Raw genomic sequence first — 18,977 nt, forward strand, 5'->3', positions numbered from 1 at the left:
TGCCGACTATTGCGGAGGCCTCCGGCCGACACGCCCGGTCGCCTCGTATAGCTGTAACGGCTTTGAGACCGGCCAAAGTTCAAATATACTTGAATGCACCCGAATCGGCTACCGCACCTCGGAATTTCAGAAAGATTAGCGCTATATTCGGGGGTAGAAATCGAGCCTGAAATCTCCGATGGCATGGGTATTTTGGCAAAAAGTATTACAACAAAATACCAGAAACCATGTGGCAGGAAGAAGATAACAAACTCAAAAAAAGCTTTTCATTCAAGGATTTTCGGGAAGCTTTTGCCTTTATGAACAAAGTGGCCGATGTTGTGAACGAAATGGACCATCATCCTTTCTGGACCAATATGTACAACAAGGTTAGTTTTGAATTGAATACCCACGATGCCGGCGACGTCGTAACAGAAAAGGACCACAAGCTGGCCGCTGCGATCGACCGGATTTATAACACATGAAACTCTATATAGTACCTACGCCGATCGGCAACCTCGAAGACATTACATTAAGGGCTATCAACGTCTTGAAAAACGTCGATGTAGTCCTGGCAGAAGACACCCGCACGTCGGGGAACCTGCTTAAACATCTGGGCATTTCGAAACCTTTGCACAGCTATCACATTCATAACGAGCACCAGACCGTCTCGCGCGTGGTCGAACGCATCCGCAAGGGTGAGACGATGGCGCTTGTATCCGACGCAGGCACCCCGGCCATTTCCGATCCCGGTTTCCTGCTCGTGCGCGCATGCATCCGCGAGGGCGTACCCGTTGAATGCCTGCCCGGGCCTACCGCGTTTGTACCCGCACTGGTCAATTCTGGCTTGCCTAACGACCGTTTTACATTTGAAGGCTTTTTGCCACATAAAAAAGGTCGGCAGACCCGCCTGCAAAACCTCGTCAACGAGGAGCGGACAATGGTTTTCTACGAATCGCCGCACCGATTGGTGAAGGCATTACAGCAGTTTTCGGAGTTTTTCGGGCCTGACAGGCAGGTTTCCGTATCGCGGGAATTGAGCAAGATGTTTGAAGAGAACGTTCGTGGGACAGTTACCGAAGTGATTGCGCATTTCGGCGACAAGCCTGTGAAAGGCGAAATCGTGATCGTGGTGGCAGGAAAGGCTGATGATAAAAGAAAATCCGATGAAGATGAGGATTAACCATTTAACCAACAATATGCATTTCCCCTCTCACATCATGCGCCGACGTTTCGTATTTCAATGGTCGCTTCTGCGGTTCGGAATGCTTTTAAGCCTTCTATGGCTGGCTAATCCGTCGGTTTTGCATGCGCAATTCACGACTTTGAGCCCTTCGGCAAAGATCAGCCTCGTTACTATTGCCCCGGGACAGGAATTGTATTCCGGCTTTGGCCATAGCGTACTTTGGGTCAACGATCCAGTAACAGGCATTGACCGTGCGTTCAATTATGGCACATTCAGTTTCCAGGAAGGTAATTTTTATATCAAATTCCTGAGAGGGACTTTGCCATACAGCATTTCCGTTTCGCCGCTTTCCTATCAGGTAGCGCATTACCAGGAAGAAAACCGCTCTATTTCAGAGCAGGTTTTAAATCTCTCGATTCCCCAAAAACAAAGACTGTATAATTTCCTCGAAAACAATTACCTGCCCGAAAACCGGGAATATCAATACAAATTCTTTTACGACAACTGCGCCACGCGCATGACCGTGGCATTGAAAGCAGCTGTTGGCGACAGCCTCATTTACAATGGTTACACCAAAGAAAAATTGAGCTTCCGCCAGTGGATCGACCGGTATGCATTCAAACAAAACCCCTGGGCCGATTTCGGAATGGATCTCGCCATAGGAGCGCCATCGGACGAAATCGCCACGCCCGAGCAGGCCACATTTTTGCCCGATAACCTGGCCATTGCATTTGCGGATGCAAAGGTAAAAACAGCAAACGGCACGGTTCCGCTGGTATCCGCAACACGGAAAATATTTACAGCTGCCCCCGCACCGCCCGTTAGCCCGCTGACACCAACGGTCGTTTTTTGGTCGCTGGCCATCCTGACACTCGCGTTTACCTACTGGCAAATCCGCACCGAACGGGTCGATTTTGTACTTGATAAAATACTTTTCGGCATTGCCGGGCTTGCAGGCTGGATTTTGCTGCTTCTCTGGTTTGGCACGAACCACGGCGTGACCAGCTGGAATTATGATGTGCTCTGGGCATTTCCATTGTGGATGCCCCTTATTTTTTCCCTTTCGAAAACCAGGAAACCCAGCTGGTTTCAATATCTGTTGATTTTTTATGCATTTCTGTTACTTTGCGCAACCGGCAATGTGATGAAGCATAATTATGTGGTCATTCCTATCCTGGCGATGCTGATCATCAGGGTTTACTATATTAACAATTCACTTTCAAAAATTCCTAAAAAGGAAATTGCGTATGGATCTGGAGTTGCTGACACAAAAAACCATTGAAATAGTAAGGCAGGCGTCCTCATTTATCCAGCAGGAAGCAGCCCTTTTTTCTCGTGATAAAATCGAGTACAAAGACCTCAACAACTTGGTATCCTACGTCGACAAGGAAGCTGAAAAGCTCCTGGTGGCTGGTTTGCAGGAAATCCTTCCCGAAGCCAGTTTCATCACCGAAGAAGGCACCACCGGCCAGGAACCCGATCCAAGCGCATTGAACTGGATCATCGATCCGCTCGACGGCACCACGAATTTCATCCACGGCATCCCCGTGTATTGCGTGAGTGTAGGCCTCGCCCGCGGGAAAGAACTGCTTGTAGGCGTGATCCACGAGCCGAGCCTGAATGAAATGTTTTACACCTGGAAAGGCGGCGGTGCCTGGTGCAATGGAAAAAATATCAGGATCTCGACCGTCCCCAGATTGCAGGACTCCCTCATTGCCACCGGCTTCCCCTACTCCCGCTTTGAAAAGCAAAAACGCTATATGTACATCCTCGAACTCCTCATGCAAAAAACCCACGGCATCCGCCGCATGGGCGCGGCAGCGGTAGATTTGGCATACGTGGCAGCAGGCCGTTTCGATGGTTTCTATGAATACAATCTCAATTCCTGGGACATGGCAGCAGGTACGCTGCTCATCAAAGAAGCCGGCGGCATTGTAACTGATTTCAAAGGCGGCGACAATTACCTTTTCGGAGGCGACATTATCGCAGCAGCCCCCGGAGCACACCCCGAACTGGTGCAGGTGATCAGTGAAAATTTCTAAACAGTTAGAAGTCCTTAGGTCAGGATGTCAATAGGTCAGGATATTGCACGCCTTCCTATTCAGTTATTCAAAATTCACTCATTAACACCACCACACATGAACCCGTACGACCTCCGCTACCCTATTGGAGACTTCCAAGCGCAGGATAGCTATACCCCTGCCGAAATAAAAACCAATATTCAGATTATAAGTGCATTGCCTTCTAAATTCATCAATTTACTGGGCGGATGGGATGATCATAAGCTGGACACTCCATATCGCCCGGAGGGCTGGACGGTGCGGCAATTGATTCACCATGTGGCCGATAGCCATATCAATGCTTACACGCGTTGCAGGCTGGCCATGACAGAGGATAATCCGGTGATCAAGCCTTATGAAGAGCAACTGTGGGCAGAGTTACCAGATGCGAAAACGGCGCAAGTGGAACTTTCGTTACAGCTCATCCGCTATGTGCATTTACGCTGGGTGCTGTTACTGAATTCGTTGGATGAAAATGATCTTGCACGAACCTACTTTCACCCCGGCTCTCAGAAATCTTTCCGTCTCGATGAAGTCATAGCCAATTATGCATGGCACAGCGAGCACCATTATCAGCATGCATTCAGGCTGGCGCAGCGGAACAATTGGCAGTAAATTGCAGTTAAGGTGTTTATGGAAACTCAACGAATCGTCGTTTATATATTGTTTCTGTTGGCTGCAGGTTATATGGGCTGGCGGATATGGCAGGCGTTTGATAGGCGTAACAGCGGCGGCTGTGCAAAAGGATGTGGATGCGCTGCGGATAAAGTGAGTTCGGTTAAAATCAAATAGATTTCTCGCTCAGAGAATGCAAAAGGCCCCAAAATGGGGCCTTTTGACTTATGAATCTCAATTCGGATCTTACAATTTACCTGCCTTGATCTCCTCCACAACAGCAGGGTCCAGCAACGTCGATGTATCGCCCAGGTTGCTCACATCACCTTCCGAAATTTTTCTTAGAATCCGGCGCATGATCTTGCCGGAACGTGTTTTTGGCAGACCAGAAACAAACTGAACTTTATCAGGTCTCGCGATCGGACCGATAATTCGGGAAACGGTCGCAGAAATATCTTTTCTGAACATTTCAGGATCGTCCGGCGCATGCTCCGTGATTACGTAAGCGTAAATGCCTTGGCCCTTGATATCGTGCGGGTAACCGACTACCGCCGATTCTACGACGCCAAGGTGCATATTGATCGCATTCTCCACCTCGGCAGTACCAATACGGTGACCAGATACGTTCAGTACGTCATCGACGCGGCCAGTGATGCGGTAGTATCCGTCCTCGTCGCGCAAGCAGCCGTCGCCCGTGAAATACTTCCCGGGGTAAGCCGAGAAGTAGGTTTGGCGGCAGCGCTCGTGGTCGCCGTAGGTAGTGCGGATGATGCCCGGCCACGGAAATTTAATACAAAGGTTACCACTTACGCCATTTCCTTCTATTTCCTGGCCAGCTTCATCTACCAGCACAGGCTGAATGCCCGGCAATGGCAATGTAGCGAATGTCGGTTTTTCGGGCGTGATGCCGGCCAACGGCGAAATCATGATACCGCCGTTTTCGGTCTGCCACCAGGTGTCGACCAACGGGCAATGGTCACCGCCGATGTTGGTTTTGTACCAATGCCATGCTTCCTCGTTGATAGGCTCCCCTACCGAACCAAGTTTGCGCAAAGAAGAGAAATCATGTCCTTTTACGTAATCCAGACCAAAGCCCATCAGCGAGCGGATGGCCGTAGGAGCCGTGTACAGGATATTTACTTTATGTCTTTCAACAATTTTCCAAAAACGGCTTGCATCCGGGTAAGTTGGAACACCCTCGAACACCACGGAAGTAGCACCGTAGCAAAGCGGCCCGTAAACAATGTAGCTGTGACCGGTGATCCAGCCAATATCGGCCGTACAGAAATGCACTTCGCCTGGTTCATACTGGAATACATTCGCAAATGTGTACGTCGCGTAGATCATGTAACCGCCGCAGGTATGCACTACACCTTTCGGTTTCCCTGTCGACCCGGAAGTATAGAGAATGAAAAGCATATCCTCAGCGTCCATCGGCTCGGCCGGGCACACGGAATTCACTTGTTTTACTTCTTCTTCCCACCACAGATCCCGGCCTTTCAGCATATGCACCGGGGTACGGGTACGCGTCATCACGATCACGTTTTTAACAGAAGAACATTGTACAAGCGCCTCATCCACAGTGTCTTTCATAGGAATCACCTTAGGGCCGCGGAATGCGCCGTCGGAAGTGATCACCATTGTGCATTCTGCGTCATTGATCCTGTCGGCAATGGATTTTGCAGAAAAGCCACCAAAAACCACCGAATGCACCGCACCGATACGCGCACAGGCGAGCACAGCAACAGTCAGCTCAGGCACCATCGGCAGGTATATACAAACCCTGTCGCCTTTTTGCACGCCATGTTTCTTCAACACATTGGCAAAACGGCAAACCTGGTCAAACAATACGTTGTAGGTGAGTGTCACCGCCTTGTCCTCTGGGTTGTTAGGTTCCCAGATAATCGCGGGCTGATCACCGCGTTCGGCCAGGTGGCGGTCCAGCGCGTTTTCCGTGATGTTCATTACACCACCTTCAAACCATTTCGTACGCGCTTCCTGAAAGTCCCAGCTTAGCACTTTCTTCCACGGTTTACGCCATTGAAATTGTTGGGCCACTTCTGCCCAGAAACCTTCGGGATCGTCTACACTTTGCTGGTAGGCAACCTTATACTCTTCAAAGGTCTTAATTCTCATGATAATAAAGGTTTTAAACAGGGAAATTTAGGATTGAGCGACAAGTTATAATTTTCATTTGGTTAGTCCTACTCAGAAAGAAACTGTATTAAGGACACATACAGGCCATTTTACTGAGTATCAATTGGTAGCAGGGCATCGACTTTTGCTATGATTCTGATAATATTTCAAATTGCCCCTTCGCAGCTTCCCTGTTATCGCCGCCCGGCAAAAATGATGTACTTTCGGAACCAGAACTAGTTGAACAAATGGATACAGGCAAGGATACGCTGGCGGCTGACGGTGAGCAAAAAGGGTTTACGGATGCAGAAATGACATTCATTCGCGAACATTTGCATGACAATGCGGGCGAGCTGATTTTGAAAGCCGGTAAATTTAGAGGACTGGATGTAAGAAAACTGGCGGGACAAATCCAGTCACGGCAGAAGGCCTTGAAAAAACTGCCAGAATGGTCGGCTAACGAAAGACTCTTTTTCCCGCCTGCATTGTCCGTAGAGCAGTGTTCGTCGGAAGCTACGGCACTTTATAAATCAAGTATCGTTTCGGGCAATACGCTGACCGACGTTACTGGCGGAATGGGCATCGATTGCTACTATATGAGCCGCAGCTTCACCGAAACCCATTATTTCGAACAACAACCCGAAGTGGCTTCCAGTGCCGCTTACAACTTCACGCAACTGGGAGCTACGCACATTCATATACACACGGGCGAGTCGCTCAACGCGTTGCACGACGGCCTAATCTCCGACTGGCTCTACGCCGACCCTGCCCGCCGTGACGCCAACAAGGAAAAAGTTGTCCGCCTTGCCGATTGCACCCCCGATGTGGCCGGTAACCTACCACTGCTGTTTAAAGCAGCGCCCAATATTCTGATCAAAACCTCTCCATTGCTTGACATCGATCTTGCCTCCAAAGAGCTTCAAAAGTTGAAAGAGGTGCATGTAATGGGCTATGAGCAGGAATGTAAAGAGCTGCTATTTGTCCTCGACCGGGAAATGCAGGTGCAGGATTTCAAAATCAAAGTCAGGATCGTTGATCACAGGGGAAAGCCTGTTCATCAGCTGGATTTTAGTCGTGAAGAAGAGCGTGCGGCTGTTGTCGGTTATTCCAAACCGCTTGGTTATTTATATGAACCGCATGCCGCTGTACTCAAAGCCGGTGCATTTAAAACGCTTTGTATAAGGTTTAACCTGCAAAAATTGGCCATTCACAGCCAACTTTATACCTCGGAAGCGTTTGTAAACGACTTTCCGGGCCGAAGCTTTAAAATATTGGCGGTTTGCAAGCCCGATATCCGCGAGATTGCGCAGCACATTGTCGGCGATAAAGCCCATATTACCACGCGCAATTTCCCTGCGAAACCCGAGGAGTTAAGGAAGAAGTGGAAACTCAAAGATGGTGGCGACCATTATCTGTTCGCCACCACCCTGGCCGATCAATCAAAAGTCGTCATTGTTTGCGTAAAACCTATTTGAGGTAAGTTTCCTCGTAGATTTTTTCGTTGTAACCAAGCGTGAGCGCTTTGCCGTTTTCGTCTTCGATCACCGGCCTTTTGATGGCGGTTGGACTCGATGAAAGCAATTTCGCAGCCGACTTTGCGTCAGTTACCGCCGCCTTTTCTTCGTCACTGAGCTCTTTCCAGGTGGTGGAAGCCCTATTCAAAACTTTCTCCCAGGGAAATTCGCTGAACCAGCTGCTGATTTTTTCAGGGCTAATGCCGTCCTTTCTGTAATCGTAAAATTGGTAAGGCACCTTGTTTTTATCGAGCCAGGTGCGTGCTTTTTTAATGGTATCGCAATTAGGGATCCCGTAAACGGTCAACATAAAATTTACTGTGAAAATGACGTGATATTAAACTTCGCTGGCTACGGGTACTTCCACAACCTTGTCCGAATCGTGCATTTTCTGATCATCGAGCTCACCTTCCCAACGTGCAATAACAGCCGTTGCCAGACAGTTTCCCGTCACGTTCACCGAAGTACGGGCCATGTCCATCAGCTCGTCGATCCCCATGATCAGCAATACAGGCCATTCGGGCATGCCAAAGTTAGCGATCGCGCCTAACAATATCACCAAAGTAGCCCGCGGGATACCGGCCACACCTTTGCTGGTGAGCATTAACAATAATACCATGGTAAGCTGCTGCCCGATCGACATTTCAGTGCCCGTTGCCTGCGCTACGAATACCGTGGCTAATGCAAGATATAATGTAGAACCATCGAGGTTGAAGCTGTAACCCGTTGGCATCACAAATGATACGATCTGGCGAGGGACGCCGAACTTCTCCATTTTCTCCATCGCCTTGGGTAATGCAGATTCCGAACTTGTAGTAGCAAACGCAATGGAAACCGGTTCAAAAATTGCTTTTGCGAACTTAATAACGGGAATTCTCGCAACCAGCGCCACCGGCACGAATACGATCAGGATGAAGACGATCAGCGCACAATATAATGTGGCAAGCAGCAATGCGAGGTTTTTCAAGACATCGATCCCCATATGGCCTACCGTTTCGGCAATGGCCGCTCCCACACCGATAGGTGCGAAATACATGATGATCTTGGTAAACTTGAACATTACCTCCGCCAGAAGCTCTACGCCGTGTACAAATTTCTCTTTTTTTGCGGAAGGCAGCAATGCAAGACTAATGCCGAAAAGCACGCTGAAAACGACAATTTGCAATACTTCGCCGTGGTAAATGGATTTCGCGACGTTCTCGGGAAATGAATGCAGTACAATTTCCTGCCAGGTTTGCTGGTTTACTTTCGGCAGTGTGGCGTTCAGGCTTTCCGGCGGGATAATACCGACGCCGGGTTTGAACCAGTTGGCAAAAAATAGCCCGATGATCAATGCGAACGTGGTTACGACCTCGAAATACAGCAATGACTTCCAACCCATCCGGCCTACCTGTTTCAGATCGGAATGACCGGCAATACCGGTGACCAGCGTCGCGAAAAGTAGCGGCGCAATCACCGTTTTGATCATTTGCAGGAAGATTTGCCGCAAGAAATGCAGCTCGGTACCCATTTTCGGGAAATCGTAGCCGATCTCCGTTCCGACGAGCATTGAAATCAGAATGGAAGTCGTAAGGTTCCTTTTGATGATCGCATATACGACCAGACTGGCCAGTGCCAGCCAACGGAGGCCGATCAGTACACTATCGGATAACGGCAGGATATCATAAGCACTTAAAACGGAGGCTATCGCGGCAATGGTAACCAGCACGATATTGATAGTGGTAATCTTGCTCTTCATACAGAGAATTTGGTATCCTAATTAGTTTGTAACGGTAAACTTATAAAAAATCAAATTAATGATTGTCAACACAACCAATGCATTTTACGCAAAACACAGAATTTAATTATGTTTTGAACAATAATAATGAATGTTTGTACTAAACAGAAGAGAGAATATAAAATAAACAACCGTTTAATTAAAAGCCCGGGAGGTATTGGACAAATGCAAAACATGGTAAGTACCGCCGGATGCAGGCAGGCTGTAAAGCGCCAATTCCTGTACAATTTGGCACAAAATTTGAAACCTCCAAGGTTACCCTAACATTAAATCTCATGCGAACGGGCTCCCGGAACTTCGCCGGTACACCAAAACATGATCAAAGTCCTTGACTCCGGTTGCGAAAATCCATATGTTCGGCCTAATCCCTACCCAAAACAAAACACTACCAGTATGAGAAGCATATTAATAGCCATAGATTTTTCCGAAAATGCCGAGCGCGCGTTGGCCGCCGCCAAGATAATCGCCGAAAAAAACGTAACGGAGCTCCTGATCCTACACGCATACCAACCCTACATTGCTGATGTGAACGTGACACCAGGAAACGTGATGCCGGGCATCGGAGGCTCCGATTTCCTGACGATGACCACAGAACTCGAAGGCGAATTTCATAAACGGCTCGACGGATACGTTGCCGACCTCGCTGCTGAGGGCTTTAATGCAAAGGCCATCTGGGCATTGGGAAGCGTTCAATCCGCGATTGAAGAAGCTATCAACGACCATGTGCCCGATATGATCGTCATCGGACGAACAGGAACAGGTGGTTTTCTCGACAAACTCATCGGCAGTTCCGCCACGCAGATTGCATTGAACTCGCCATGCCCCGTGCTTGTGGTTCCGCCGCAGGTAGAATTGAGCCAATTTAAAAACGTCGTGTACGCCACGCAGTTCGAATACGAAGAGAACAACATCCTGCGTGAGGTTTTTGTGTTGATGAACCACCTCGGTGCCAAGCTCACACTCCTCAAAATCAAGTCAGATAGCCAACCTGACGTCCAGCCTGATAACCAATATATTGCCGAAATAAAATCGCATTTCACGATAGCCAATGAACAGATCGTGATCCGCGAAAACAGACACATACTCGACGGCATCGAGGCTTATTGCGACGAGGTTAAGGCCGATTTGCTGATCATGTCCACACGCGAGCGGTCGTTCATTGAAGAATATCTGATCAACCCGAGCATTACCCGCAAGCTTGTTGTCGATACGCATGTACCTTTGCTTGTGTTTCACCTCAAATAATACCTGATTTGAACAGGACAAACAACGGCACCAGAAAGTCCAGAAAGTACCGTAAGCGTGGCCTGCTTACATCGCCGGGCACGCTTACTTACATTGGTCCCGACATTGGTCTGGAGACAAGGATCCGGCGTGTGCGGTACAACGAGCACATGTATAAGGAAGAGACGGTGAAATCGCTGGACGATTGCAAGGCGGCCGAAAACGGTGAAAACTTCATTACCTGGCTGAATGTGGACGGGATCCACGACATATCTATGATCGGGAAGCTGGGCAATTTCTACCATTTGCATCCGCTACTGCTGGAAGATGTCGTCAATACCGAACATAAACCGAAGCTGGAACTATACGACACCGGCCAATTGTTCCTCACGCTCAAAATGCTTCATGTCGATTCAGAATCACCAATCAGCATTTCCTCGGAGCATGTCAGTTTTGTATTGGGCAAAAATTACGTATTGTCGTTCCAGGAAGAACTCTCGTCGGATATATTTGTCTCTGTCGAGAACCGGCTGGAAGCATCGGTCGGTAAAACCCGGCGTAACGGCCCGGATTATTTGTTTTTTGCGTTGATGGATGTGGTGGTGGATAACTACTTCATTGTCATTGAAAAACTCGGCGATGCGCTCGATACCGCCGAAGACCAGGTAATCCGGGGTGAAGATGATCTTTCGCTTAAAGACCTGTACGCATTAAAGCGCGAGCTCACCATTGCCCGCAGGCAAATATGGCCGTTGCGCGATATGGTCAACCAACTGATCCGCGAAGACAATATGCAGATCAGCAGGGATGTAATCCCCTACTACCGTGATCTTTACGACCACATTATGCAGATACTCGACACCATCGATTCTTACCGCGAATTGGTGGCCAGCCTGGTGGACGTGCATTTGTCGACGATCAGCAACCGTATGAACCAGGTGATGAAAACGCTGACCATCTTTTCGGCCGTTTTTATGCCACTGACGTTTATCGTGGGTATATATGGTATGAATTTCGAGTTTATGCCGGAGCTAAAAGATCCCAATGGTTACTACTATGTTTGGGGACTTATGGTCGCTGTCACGATAGGGATGATATTTTATTTCAAATCTAAAAAATGGATGTAGGATTAATACCTTTGTGCTCTGATTAACGAGCATTGGAATGAGTCTTACCGTCAATACATCCCCTGTTGTAACTACACAAGCCCCATATATCCTGACCGACAGCCGCCAGGTTTCCTTTCCCGGTCAAAGCATTTTTTTTGCGATAAAAGGTGAGCGTCACGATGGCCACCGGTTCATTCCGGAGCTCTACGCAGCGGGTGTGCGCGAGTTTGTGGTTGAAGAAGCTGCATTTACAGGAGAATTGCGGGAGACAGTTTCAGCGTGGGAGGACGCCCAAATATGGGTGGTAACTTCGAGCATTCGGGCATTGCAACAGCTCGTGGCAGCTAAAAGAAAACAGTTTGACATTCCGGTGGTCGGCATTGCAGGTAGCAACGGCAAGACGATCGTGAAGGAATGGCTCGTACAATTGCTATCGCCGGGCCGCAGCATTGTCGCAAGCCCGAAAAGCTACAATTCGCAGATAGGTGTGCCGCTTTCGGTTTGGAACCTGAGTAAGGAACATTCGCTGGCCATTTTCGAGGCCGGTATTTCCAGAGCGCACGAAATGGAATACCTGCAACCGGTTATGCAGCCCACTGTCGGCATTTTTACCAATATCGGCCCTGCACACGACGACGGTTTCCGTAGCCGCAAGCAGAAAATCACCGAAAAGTTGCGCCTTTTTACCAAGGTCAAAAAACTCATTTACCGAAAAGACTACCACGAAATAGACGAGGAAATAAGCCTGATACTGAAACCCGTGAACCCGTTCCTGGAAACGCTCACCTGGGGAAGTAACTATTCGGGTTCGCATGTGCAAGTAACTTTTGTGCGGCAGAAGGACAAAACTGTCATCTCGCTTACCGGCAAGCTTGGCATCCATAACTTTGAAACCGGCTTCCGCGATGATGCGTCTCTCGAAAACCTGACACATTGCATTGTTTTCCTGCTGGACTTTGGCCTTGAACCTGCCGTCATTCAGGAACGGGTGTTGCTGCTCAAACCGGTTTCCATGCGTTTGGAGCTGAAAGAGGGGATCAACAACTCCTACATCATCGACGACGCTTATAATAACGACCTGCAAGGCCTGTCCATGGCCCTGAACTTTCTTGCGCAGCAGGAACAGAGGAACCGGAAAACCGTCATTCTCTCAGATGTCCTGCAAACGGGCCAGACGCCAACGGAGCTTTACAAAATGGTCTCCCGATTGGTAAGCGAAAAAAGCATTGACCGCCTGATCGGTATCGGCAAACAGATTAGCAGCCAGGCATCGTTGTTCGACATTCCTGAACAGGAATTTTACGACGATACCGACGGTTTTCTCAAAACATTTGCCTTCCACACCCTGGCCGACACCCTCGTGCTCGTGAAGGGAGCACGACCGTTTTCATTTGAGAAAATCGTACACCGCATTCAGCAGAAAGCACATGATACTGTGCTCGAAATCAACCTGGATGCGTTGGTACATAACCTCAACTATTACCGCGCACGGGCTGGCCAGGGCACCAAAGTGATGGCCATGGTTAAGGCATTCGCCTATGGAAGCGGGAGTTCGGAAGTGGCCGCATTACTGCAATACCACCGAGTCGATTATCTCGGGGTAGCATATACCGATGAGGGTGTAGTACTACGCCAAAGCGGCATTGCATTGCCTATTATGGTCATGAATGCCACGTTGCCGACCTTTGATCTGCTTTGGCAATACAAACTCGAACCTGAAATTTACAGCCGCCGCATTCTGACCGATTGGGTTGAATATATTTCTAGAAAAGCCGAACCTGCCAACACACCATCCGTGCATTTGAAACTCGATACCGGCATGCACCGGCTTGGCTTTGTGAGAGACGACTATGAATGGCTCGTGGAACAGCTCCGGAAGAACCCCGCCCTTAAAGTAGCGAGCATATTTTCCCATTTGGTAGGTGCCGACGAAGGTGTACACAACGAGTTTTCAAGAAAGCAATATGCGCAGTTCATGGAAGGTGCCGAATTGATTGAAAACACATTGGGATACAAAACCATTAAACATATCCTCAACTCTGCGGGGATTGTACGCTTCCCGGAATACCGCCTCGACATGGTAAGGCTCGGTATCGGCCTCTATGGCGTGGAGGCGACCGGACAGGACCAGCATGCATTGCAATCCGTTGGAACATTGAAGACGATCGTCTCCCAAATCAAATATCTGACGTCGGGCGAGACAGTCGGATACAGCCGGAAAGGCGTTGTAGATCACGATTCGGCTATCGCAACACTTGCGATCGGTTATGCCGACGGGTACGATCGCGGATTGGGTAACGGTGTCGGTAAAGTGTGGGTCAATGGCACCTTATGCCCTACTATCGGAAATATTTGCATGGATATGACAATGATCGACGTCACTAACGCCCATATAGAAGAAGGGGATGAAGTGATCGTTTTCGGCAAAGAAGTCCCAATTATAGAACTCGCCAAAACCATCAACACCATCCCCTATGAAATCCTGACGGGTATCGGCGACCGCGTCAAGCGTGTTTTTTACAAAGAATAATTAATTTTCAGGATCGATCTGCTTCCCTTCCGCGTCTGTTTCGGCAAGCTCGGAAGTTCTGGCGGCTGTGGCTACGGCCGCCAGTTCTATGCGCTTATCCTCTTCTTTGAAAAGCTGCGTGGCCATCACCTGATCAAGCGTGACATCATAAAATGCCTCATGCACATTCAAAGGCGCGCTGCCTGCTTCGATCTCACATTTGATGTAGTTGCCATCCTCCTGCAATTCATAGGCATTTACATTGTCTTTAAGGCTATAATAAAGAATGTGAATTGCTTCTTGCCGTACGCGCGGATCCACCAGCTTGAAGAGTGACTCGATGCGTTTGTCGAAGCTGCGGACCATCGCATCGGCGCTGCCTCCGTACACGAGCGGATTGCCGTTCTGGTGGAAGTAGAAAATGCGTGAATGTTCTAAAAAGTCGCCTACCAGTGAGCGTACCGTGATATTTTCACTCAATCCCTTGCGTTGTGGCCGCAAGCAACACATTCCACGGACGATCAGTTTGATGGGTACACCAGCCTCGGAGGCCTTGTACAGTTCATAGATCATGTCGCGGTCTTCCAGAGAATTTATTTTAATACAGATACCACTTTTCAGGCCTGCCTTCGCATTCTCCGCTTCCTGCTGAATGAGCTCGATCAATTTCGCACGCATATAGCGTGGGGCCGTAATAAGGTTCTGATATTCGGACGGAATCGAATGGCCTGTGATGACATTGAAGAACTCCGAAATATCGTGCGTATACTCCTCATTGGAAGTTAACAGGCCGGTGTCGGTATATAGTCTGGATGTATCTTCATTATAATTACCACTCGACAAATGCGCGTAACGTAGTACCCGGTTGCCTTCGTTCCGGACGATGAGAAGCAGTTTAGTGTGGGTTTTCAGCAAGCCAATGCCGTAGATCACAAAACAGCCTGCTTTTTGCAACCGCTGCGCTTCCTTGATATTATTCTCCTCATCAAAGCGCGCCTTCACTTCGAAAAGCACGGCCACGTGTTTGCCATTTTCGGCTGCGTGCAATAGCGCTTCGGTCACGCGGGAGTTTTTTGCGAGACGGTAAATGGTCAGTTTAATGGAAAGCACCTTTGGATCTTCCGCCGCTTGTTCCAGCAACTGCAATACCGGTTCAAAGTTGTTGTAAGGATGGTGCAGCAGGATATCTCTTTCCCGCATTATCTCAAAAATATCGGGAATGCGCTCCCGGTCAAGGCCTAGCGGCGGTACCGGCGGGTGGATCGGCGGAATCTGGTCTTTGAATTCAGGATGCTTGATAATACTCCATAATGCTGTATAATCGATCAATGCGTCGGTCGGGAACACATTGTGATCGTCGATCTCCCAACGTTTTTTAATGAGGTTCATCAAATCCGGGTTCACATCCGGCTCGATAGAAACCTGCACGACCCGTCCTAAACGGCGGCTTTTGATTTTCGTCCTGATCTCATCGATAAAGTCTGCTTCAATATCATCACTTTCTTCAAGTGTAAAGTCTCCGTTACGGAGGATCCTGAACAAGTTCCTGGATACGATATCCACGTTCCGGTAAAGCTTGTTGATGTGTGCTTTCGCGATCGCTTCAATGGGCAGGAAAAGCAATTCTTCCTCCCGCTCTATCACGTAAAAACGTGGCAAATTTGGCGGAAGCTGAACGAATGAAAGCTTTCTGTCCTCTTCCGATGTGGTTCCTTTCACCTGCGTAATTACGCCCAGGATCAGGACTTTCGCCAATAAAACCGGGAATGCGTGTGTGTAATCGAATAGCATTGGAGTGAGCATCGGGTAAACTGTCCGCTCAAAGTATTCCTCCACGGCATTACCTTCCTCCTCAGAAACTTCATCCATTCCGATGATCCGGAAGCCATGGCTCGCGAAGAGCGGCAACAACTGGTCCTTGTAGCATTCGTTCTGGCGACGGGCAAAATCATGCACTTCTTTCATCAGAAGCTTGCGGAAAGGTATTTCGCGCAGGCCAGAATAGTCGAGGCGCTCCTTGCCAAAATCGAGATAATTATAAAGGCTACCTACCCGGATCGTAAAGAATTCATCCAGATTGGAGGAAGTGATGGCCAGGAATTTCAGACGGTCGAACAGGTTGCGTTCTCCATTTGTTGCCTGATCGAGCACCCGATCGTTGAATTTCATCCAGCTAAGGTCCCTGCTGATGAGGTCGCTTTGCTGCATTTGGGCAGTAGCCTTTTCCGACGAGCTCACAGCCTTGCCGTCCTCTGCTGCAGCCGGTTCTTTCGGACTTTTAAACAGTGCGAACAAATTGGTCAGTTTGCTTCTTTTTTCGTTGCTATATATATGGTCGGATGAGCCAGGCATAACGTTCTGCTATTAAAATGGTGTATCAGGATGGCAATAAAAATTCAACGAATCTAAACAATCTATTGTTTTCGGGCCGATGAAGTTTATGTTAAATTTTCGTTCCAAAAAAGAAACGGATGACTGTATTTCACAGCCATCCGTTTCAATATTGCGGTTTGAGCTAATGGCTACACATCTACGCGGGCATACTTGGCGTTTTTCTCGATGAATTCCCGGCGTGGGGCTACTTCGTCGCCCATCAGCATGGAGAAAAGGTGATCCGCCTCGGCCGCTGATTCAACAGAAACCTGTTTCAAACTTCTGTGCTCGGGATTCATAGTTGTTTCCCACAGCTGCTCGGCATTCATTTCACCAAGACCTTTGTAACGTTGTACGTTCACCGAGTCTTCCTTCCCTCCCGATATTGCACGTACTGCTTCTTCGCGTTGTTGCTCGGTCCAGCAGTAACGCTCTTCCTTGCCTTTTCTCACGAGGTACAATGGCGGCTGTGCAATGTAGATATATCCGCTGTCGATAAGGATCTTCATATAACGGAAGAAGAACGTCAGGATCAGCGTCCGGATGTGACTACCATCAATATCCGCATCGGTCATGATTACGATCTTATGGTAACGCAGCTTGTCGATATTCAATGCTCGCTCATCGCCATCTTTACCGATCTGCACACCCATCGCGGTGAACATGTTCTTGATCTCTTCGTTTTCGTAAATGCGGTATTCCTGTGCTTTCTCTACGTTGAGGATTTTACCACGCAAAGGAAGGATCGCCTGAAATGCCCGATTACGGCCTTGCTTGGCAGTTCCACCTGCCGAGTCCCCTTCGACGAGATACAATTCGCAGACGTTAGGATCGGTCTCGGAGCAATCGGAAAGCTTTCCTGGAAGGCCTGTACCGGTCAGAATGTTCTTCCGCTGCACCATCTCGCGTGCTTTTTTCGCAGCAATACGGGCTTTGGCAGCTAAAATCACCTTGTCGATGATCACACGTGCTTCTTTCGGATGCTCGTCGAGATAAGTATCGAGCATTTCCGACACCACCTGGCTTACAGCACCAGTTACTTCACCGTTCCCAAGTTTTGTTTTGGTTTGACCTTCAAACTGCGGCTCGGCTACCTTAATGGAGATAACGGCCGTAAGACCTTCACGAAAATCGTCCCCGCTGATCTCCACTTTTTCCTTCGCCAAAATACCCGATTTCTCAGCATAGTTTTTCAAAGTACGTGTCAATGCAGCGCGAAAACCGGAAACGTGGGTACCACCTTCAATGGTGTTGATATTGTTTACATAGGAGAATACATTCTCGCTATATGACGTGTTGTACATCATCGCCACTTCGACCGGAACAGTACCCTTGTCGCTTTCCATGTGGATCGGCTCAGGAATCAGCGGCTGGCGTGTAGCGTCCAGATAAGTCACGAATTCGTTCAGACCTATTTCCGAGTAGAACTCTTCGCCACGGAATTTGCCTTCCTCATCTTCCTCACGCTTGTCTTCAAGTGTAAGACGGATGCCTTTGTTGAGGTAGGACAGTTCGCGGAGACGGGTTGCAATGGTTTCGTATTTGAATTCAGTTACCGTGAATATGGTGGCATCCGGCAAAAAGTGGATGATCGTCCCTGTTTTGTCCGAATCACCGATCACGCGGGTTGAATAAAGCGGCTTGCCCTCACTAAACTCCTGTTCGAACACCTTGCCTTCCCGGTGTACCTCGGCCCGCAAATGGATAGACAGCGCGTTCACGCAGGATACCCCTACCCCGTGCAAACCGCCTGAAACCTTATATGTATCTTTGTCGAATTTACCACCGGCGTGAAGAACCGTTAGTACAACCTCCAAAGCGGATTTATTCTCTTTGGAGTGCATCCCGGTAGGGATACCACGACCATTGTCTTTAACGGTAATCGAATTATTCTTCTCAACTGTAACGTTGATGGTATCGCAGTACCCTGCCATCGCCTCATCGATGGAGTTATCAACTACCTCCCAAATCAAATGGTGCACCCCTTTGAAGCCAGTGTCACCGATATACATCGCCGGACGTTTACGAACGGCCTCTAAACCTTCAAGAACCTGGATATTTTCAGCCGAATAGCTGTTTACTTCTAGCACTGCTTCGTTTGACATATAGTTTGTTTTACACTTGGATAAAAAGAACCATTATCTGGCTTTTTAAGCACGTAAAGATACGCATTTTTTATGGTTTTACCTAGCAAAAAGTATCGCAAACCCGCCATCATTTATGCCTTTTGAAGCAAATACAAACCTGAAAGCGCGGAACGATAAAATATGATATTTCTGTGTTGGCTCATGTCAGCAGACACATGCCTTTATCCGTTATCCAGCGTCAATTCCGGATGAGCATCTGGCTTCCGCTGATTATTTCAGACCATAACCGGCATCCGTAGCAAAAGGTAACCTTACAGCCAGCAGAGTGTCTATAACCACCGCCCGGCAGGGATCCGGTTGGTTCGCCAGTTGTAAATGTCGGCCAGATAAGTTGTCTCCTTCGCGGTC

At 48.6% G+C, this 18,977-nt stretch carries 14 protein-coding genes; 9 read left to right on the plus strand and 5 right to left on the minus strand.

The annotated features are described in order from the left end of the window. Positions 1 to 227: 227 nt before the first annotated feature. The 5 genes from LZD49_RS22175 (at position 228) to LZD49_RS22195 (ending at position 3,840) form a co-directional block, all read left to right on the plus strand. On the plus strand, positions 228 to 464 hold the full coding sequence (locus LZD49_RS22175) for a 4a-hydroxytetrahydrobiopterin dehydratase (RefSeq protein WP_234669858.1): 237 nt from the start codon (positions 228 to 230) through the stop codon (positions 462 to 464). Continuing rightward, the gene (rsmI, locus tag LZD49_RS22180) at positions 461 to 1,162 is read left to right on the plus strand and encodes a 16S rRNA (cytidine(1402)-2'-O)-methyltransferase (protein ID WP_234669859.1); all 702 of its coding nucleotides are present in this window, start codon (positions 461 to 463) and stop codon (positions 1,160 to 1,162) included. The genes LZD49_RS22175 and rsmI overlap by 4 nt, the downstream gene beginning before the upstream one ends. Next, positions 1,152 to 2,447 (plus strand): DUF4105 domain-containing protein, encoded by a 1,296-nt coding sequence (locus LZD49_RS22185; protein WP_234669860.1) that lies wholly within the window; start codon positions 1,152 to 1,154, stop codon positions 2,445 to 2,447. Before rsmI ends, LZD49_RS22185 begins: the two co-directional genes overlap by 11 nt. Continuing rightward, positions 2,413 to 3,207 carry an inositol monophosphatase family protein gene (locus LZD49_RS22190; protein ID WP_234669861.1) on the plus strand — a complete coding sequence of 265 codons (795 nt, stop codon included), beginning with the start codon at positions 2,413 to 2,415 and terminating at the stop codon, positions 3,205 to 3,207. The genes LZD49_RS22185 and LZD49_RS22190 overlap by 35 nt, the downstream gene beginning before the upstream one ends. Before the next feature lie 96 nt (positions 3,208 to 3,303). Further along, the gene (locus LZD49_RS22195; protein ID WP_234669862.1) at positions 3,304 to 3,840 is read left to right on the plus strand and encodes a YfiT family bacillithiol transferase; all 537 of its coding nucleotides are present in this window, start codon (positions 3,304 to 3,306) and stop codon (positions 3,838 to 3,840) included. A 246-nt stretch (positions 3,841 to 4,086) separates the two neighbouring features. Here the strand turns inward: LZD49_RS22195 and acs are convergent, their stop codons facing one another. Next, on the minus strand, positions 4,087 to 5,976 hold the full coding sequence (gene acs, locus LZD49_RS22205) for an acetate--CoA ligase (protein WP_234669863.1): 1,890 nt from the start codon (positions 5,974 to 5,976) through the stop codon (positions 4,087 to 4,089). A 248-nt stretch (positions 5,977 to 6,224) separates the two neighbouring features. Between acs and LZD49_RS22210 the strand changes: the two genes are divergently transcribed. Continuing rightward, on the plus strand, positions 6,225 to 7,451 hold the full coding sequence (locus LZD49_RS22210; protein ID WP_234669864.1) for a THUMP-like domain-containing protein: 1,227 nt from the start codon (positions 6,225 to 6,227) through the stop codon (positions 7,449 to 7,451). Here LZD49_RS22210 and LZD49_RS22215 read toward each other — a convergent pair. Further along, complete coding sequence (locus LZD49_RS22215) at positions 7,444 to 7,800, minus strand: ArsC family reductase (protein WP_234669865.1); 357 nt, start codon at positions 7,798 to 7,800, stop codon at positions 7,444 to 7,446. The two genes, LZD49_RS22210 and LZD49_RS22215, sit on opposite strands and share 8 nt — an antisense overlap. Positions 7,801 to 7,827: 27 nt before the next feature. Next, positions 7,828 to 9,228, minus strand: coding sequence for a dicarboxylate/amino acid:cation symporter (locus LZD49_RS22220; protein ID WP_234669866.1), 1,401 nt, complete (start codon positions 9,226 to 9,228; stop codon positions 7,828 to 7,830). A gap of 432 nt (positions 9,229 to 9,660) precedes the next feature. Here LZD49_RS22220 and LZD49_RS22225 point away from each other — a divergent pair, with 432 nt between their 5' ends. The 3 genes from LZD49_RS22225 to LZD49_RS22235 are packed head-to-tail and all read left to right on the plus strand — an operon-like array spanning position 9,661 to position 14,130. Beyond that, on the plus strand, positions 9,661 to 10,512 hold the full coding sequence (locus tag LZD49_RS22225) for a universal stress protein (RefSeq protein WP_234669867.1): 852 nt from the start codon (positions 9,661 to 9,663) through the stop codon (positions 10,510 to 10,512). An 8-nt stretch (positions 10,513 to 10,520) separates the two neighbouring features. After that, positions 10,521 to 11,618, plus strand: a complete 1,098-nt coding sequence (gene corA / locus LZD49_RS22230; RefSeq protein WP_234669868.1) for a magnesium/cobalt transporter CorA — start codon at positions 10,521 to 10,523, stop codon at positions 11,616 to 11,618. 37 nt (positions 11,619 to 11,655) lie between these two features. Further along, the gene (locus LZD49_RS22235) at positions 11,656 to 14,130 is read left to right on the plus strand and encodes a bifunctional UDP-N-acetylmuramoyl-tripeptide:D-alanyl-D-alanine ligase/alanine racemase (protein WP_234669869.1); all 2,475 of its coding nucleotides are present in this window, start codon (positions 11,656 to 11,658) and stop codon (positions 14,128 to 14,130) included. Here the strand turns inward: LZD49_RS22235 and ppk1 are convergent, their stop codons facing one another. Then, the gene (gene ppk1 / locus LZD49_RS22240) at positions 14,131 to 16,461 is read right to left on the minus strand and encodes a polyphosphate kinase 1 (RefSeq protein WP_234669870.1); all 2,331 of its coding nucleotides are present in this window, start codon (positions 16,459 to 16,461) and stop codon (positions 14,131 to 14,133) included. 170 nt (positions 16,462 to 16,631) lie between these two features. Further along, positions 16,632 to 18,587: a DNA topoisomerase (ATP-hydrolyzing) subunit B gene (gene gyrB / locus LZD49_RS22245; protein ID WP_234669871.1), complete on the minus strand. Its 1,956-nt coding sequence runs from the start codon at positions 18,585 to 18,587 to the stop codon at positions 16,632 to 16,634. Positions 18,588 to 18,977 lie beyond the last annotated feature (390 nt).

The organism is Dyadobacter sp. CY261 (genome assembly GCF_021440085.1).
Classification (GTDB): domain Bacteria; phylum Bacteroidota; class Bacteroidia; order Cytophagales; family Spirosomataceae; genus Dyadobacter.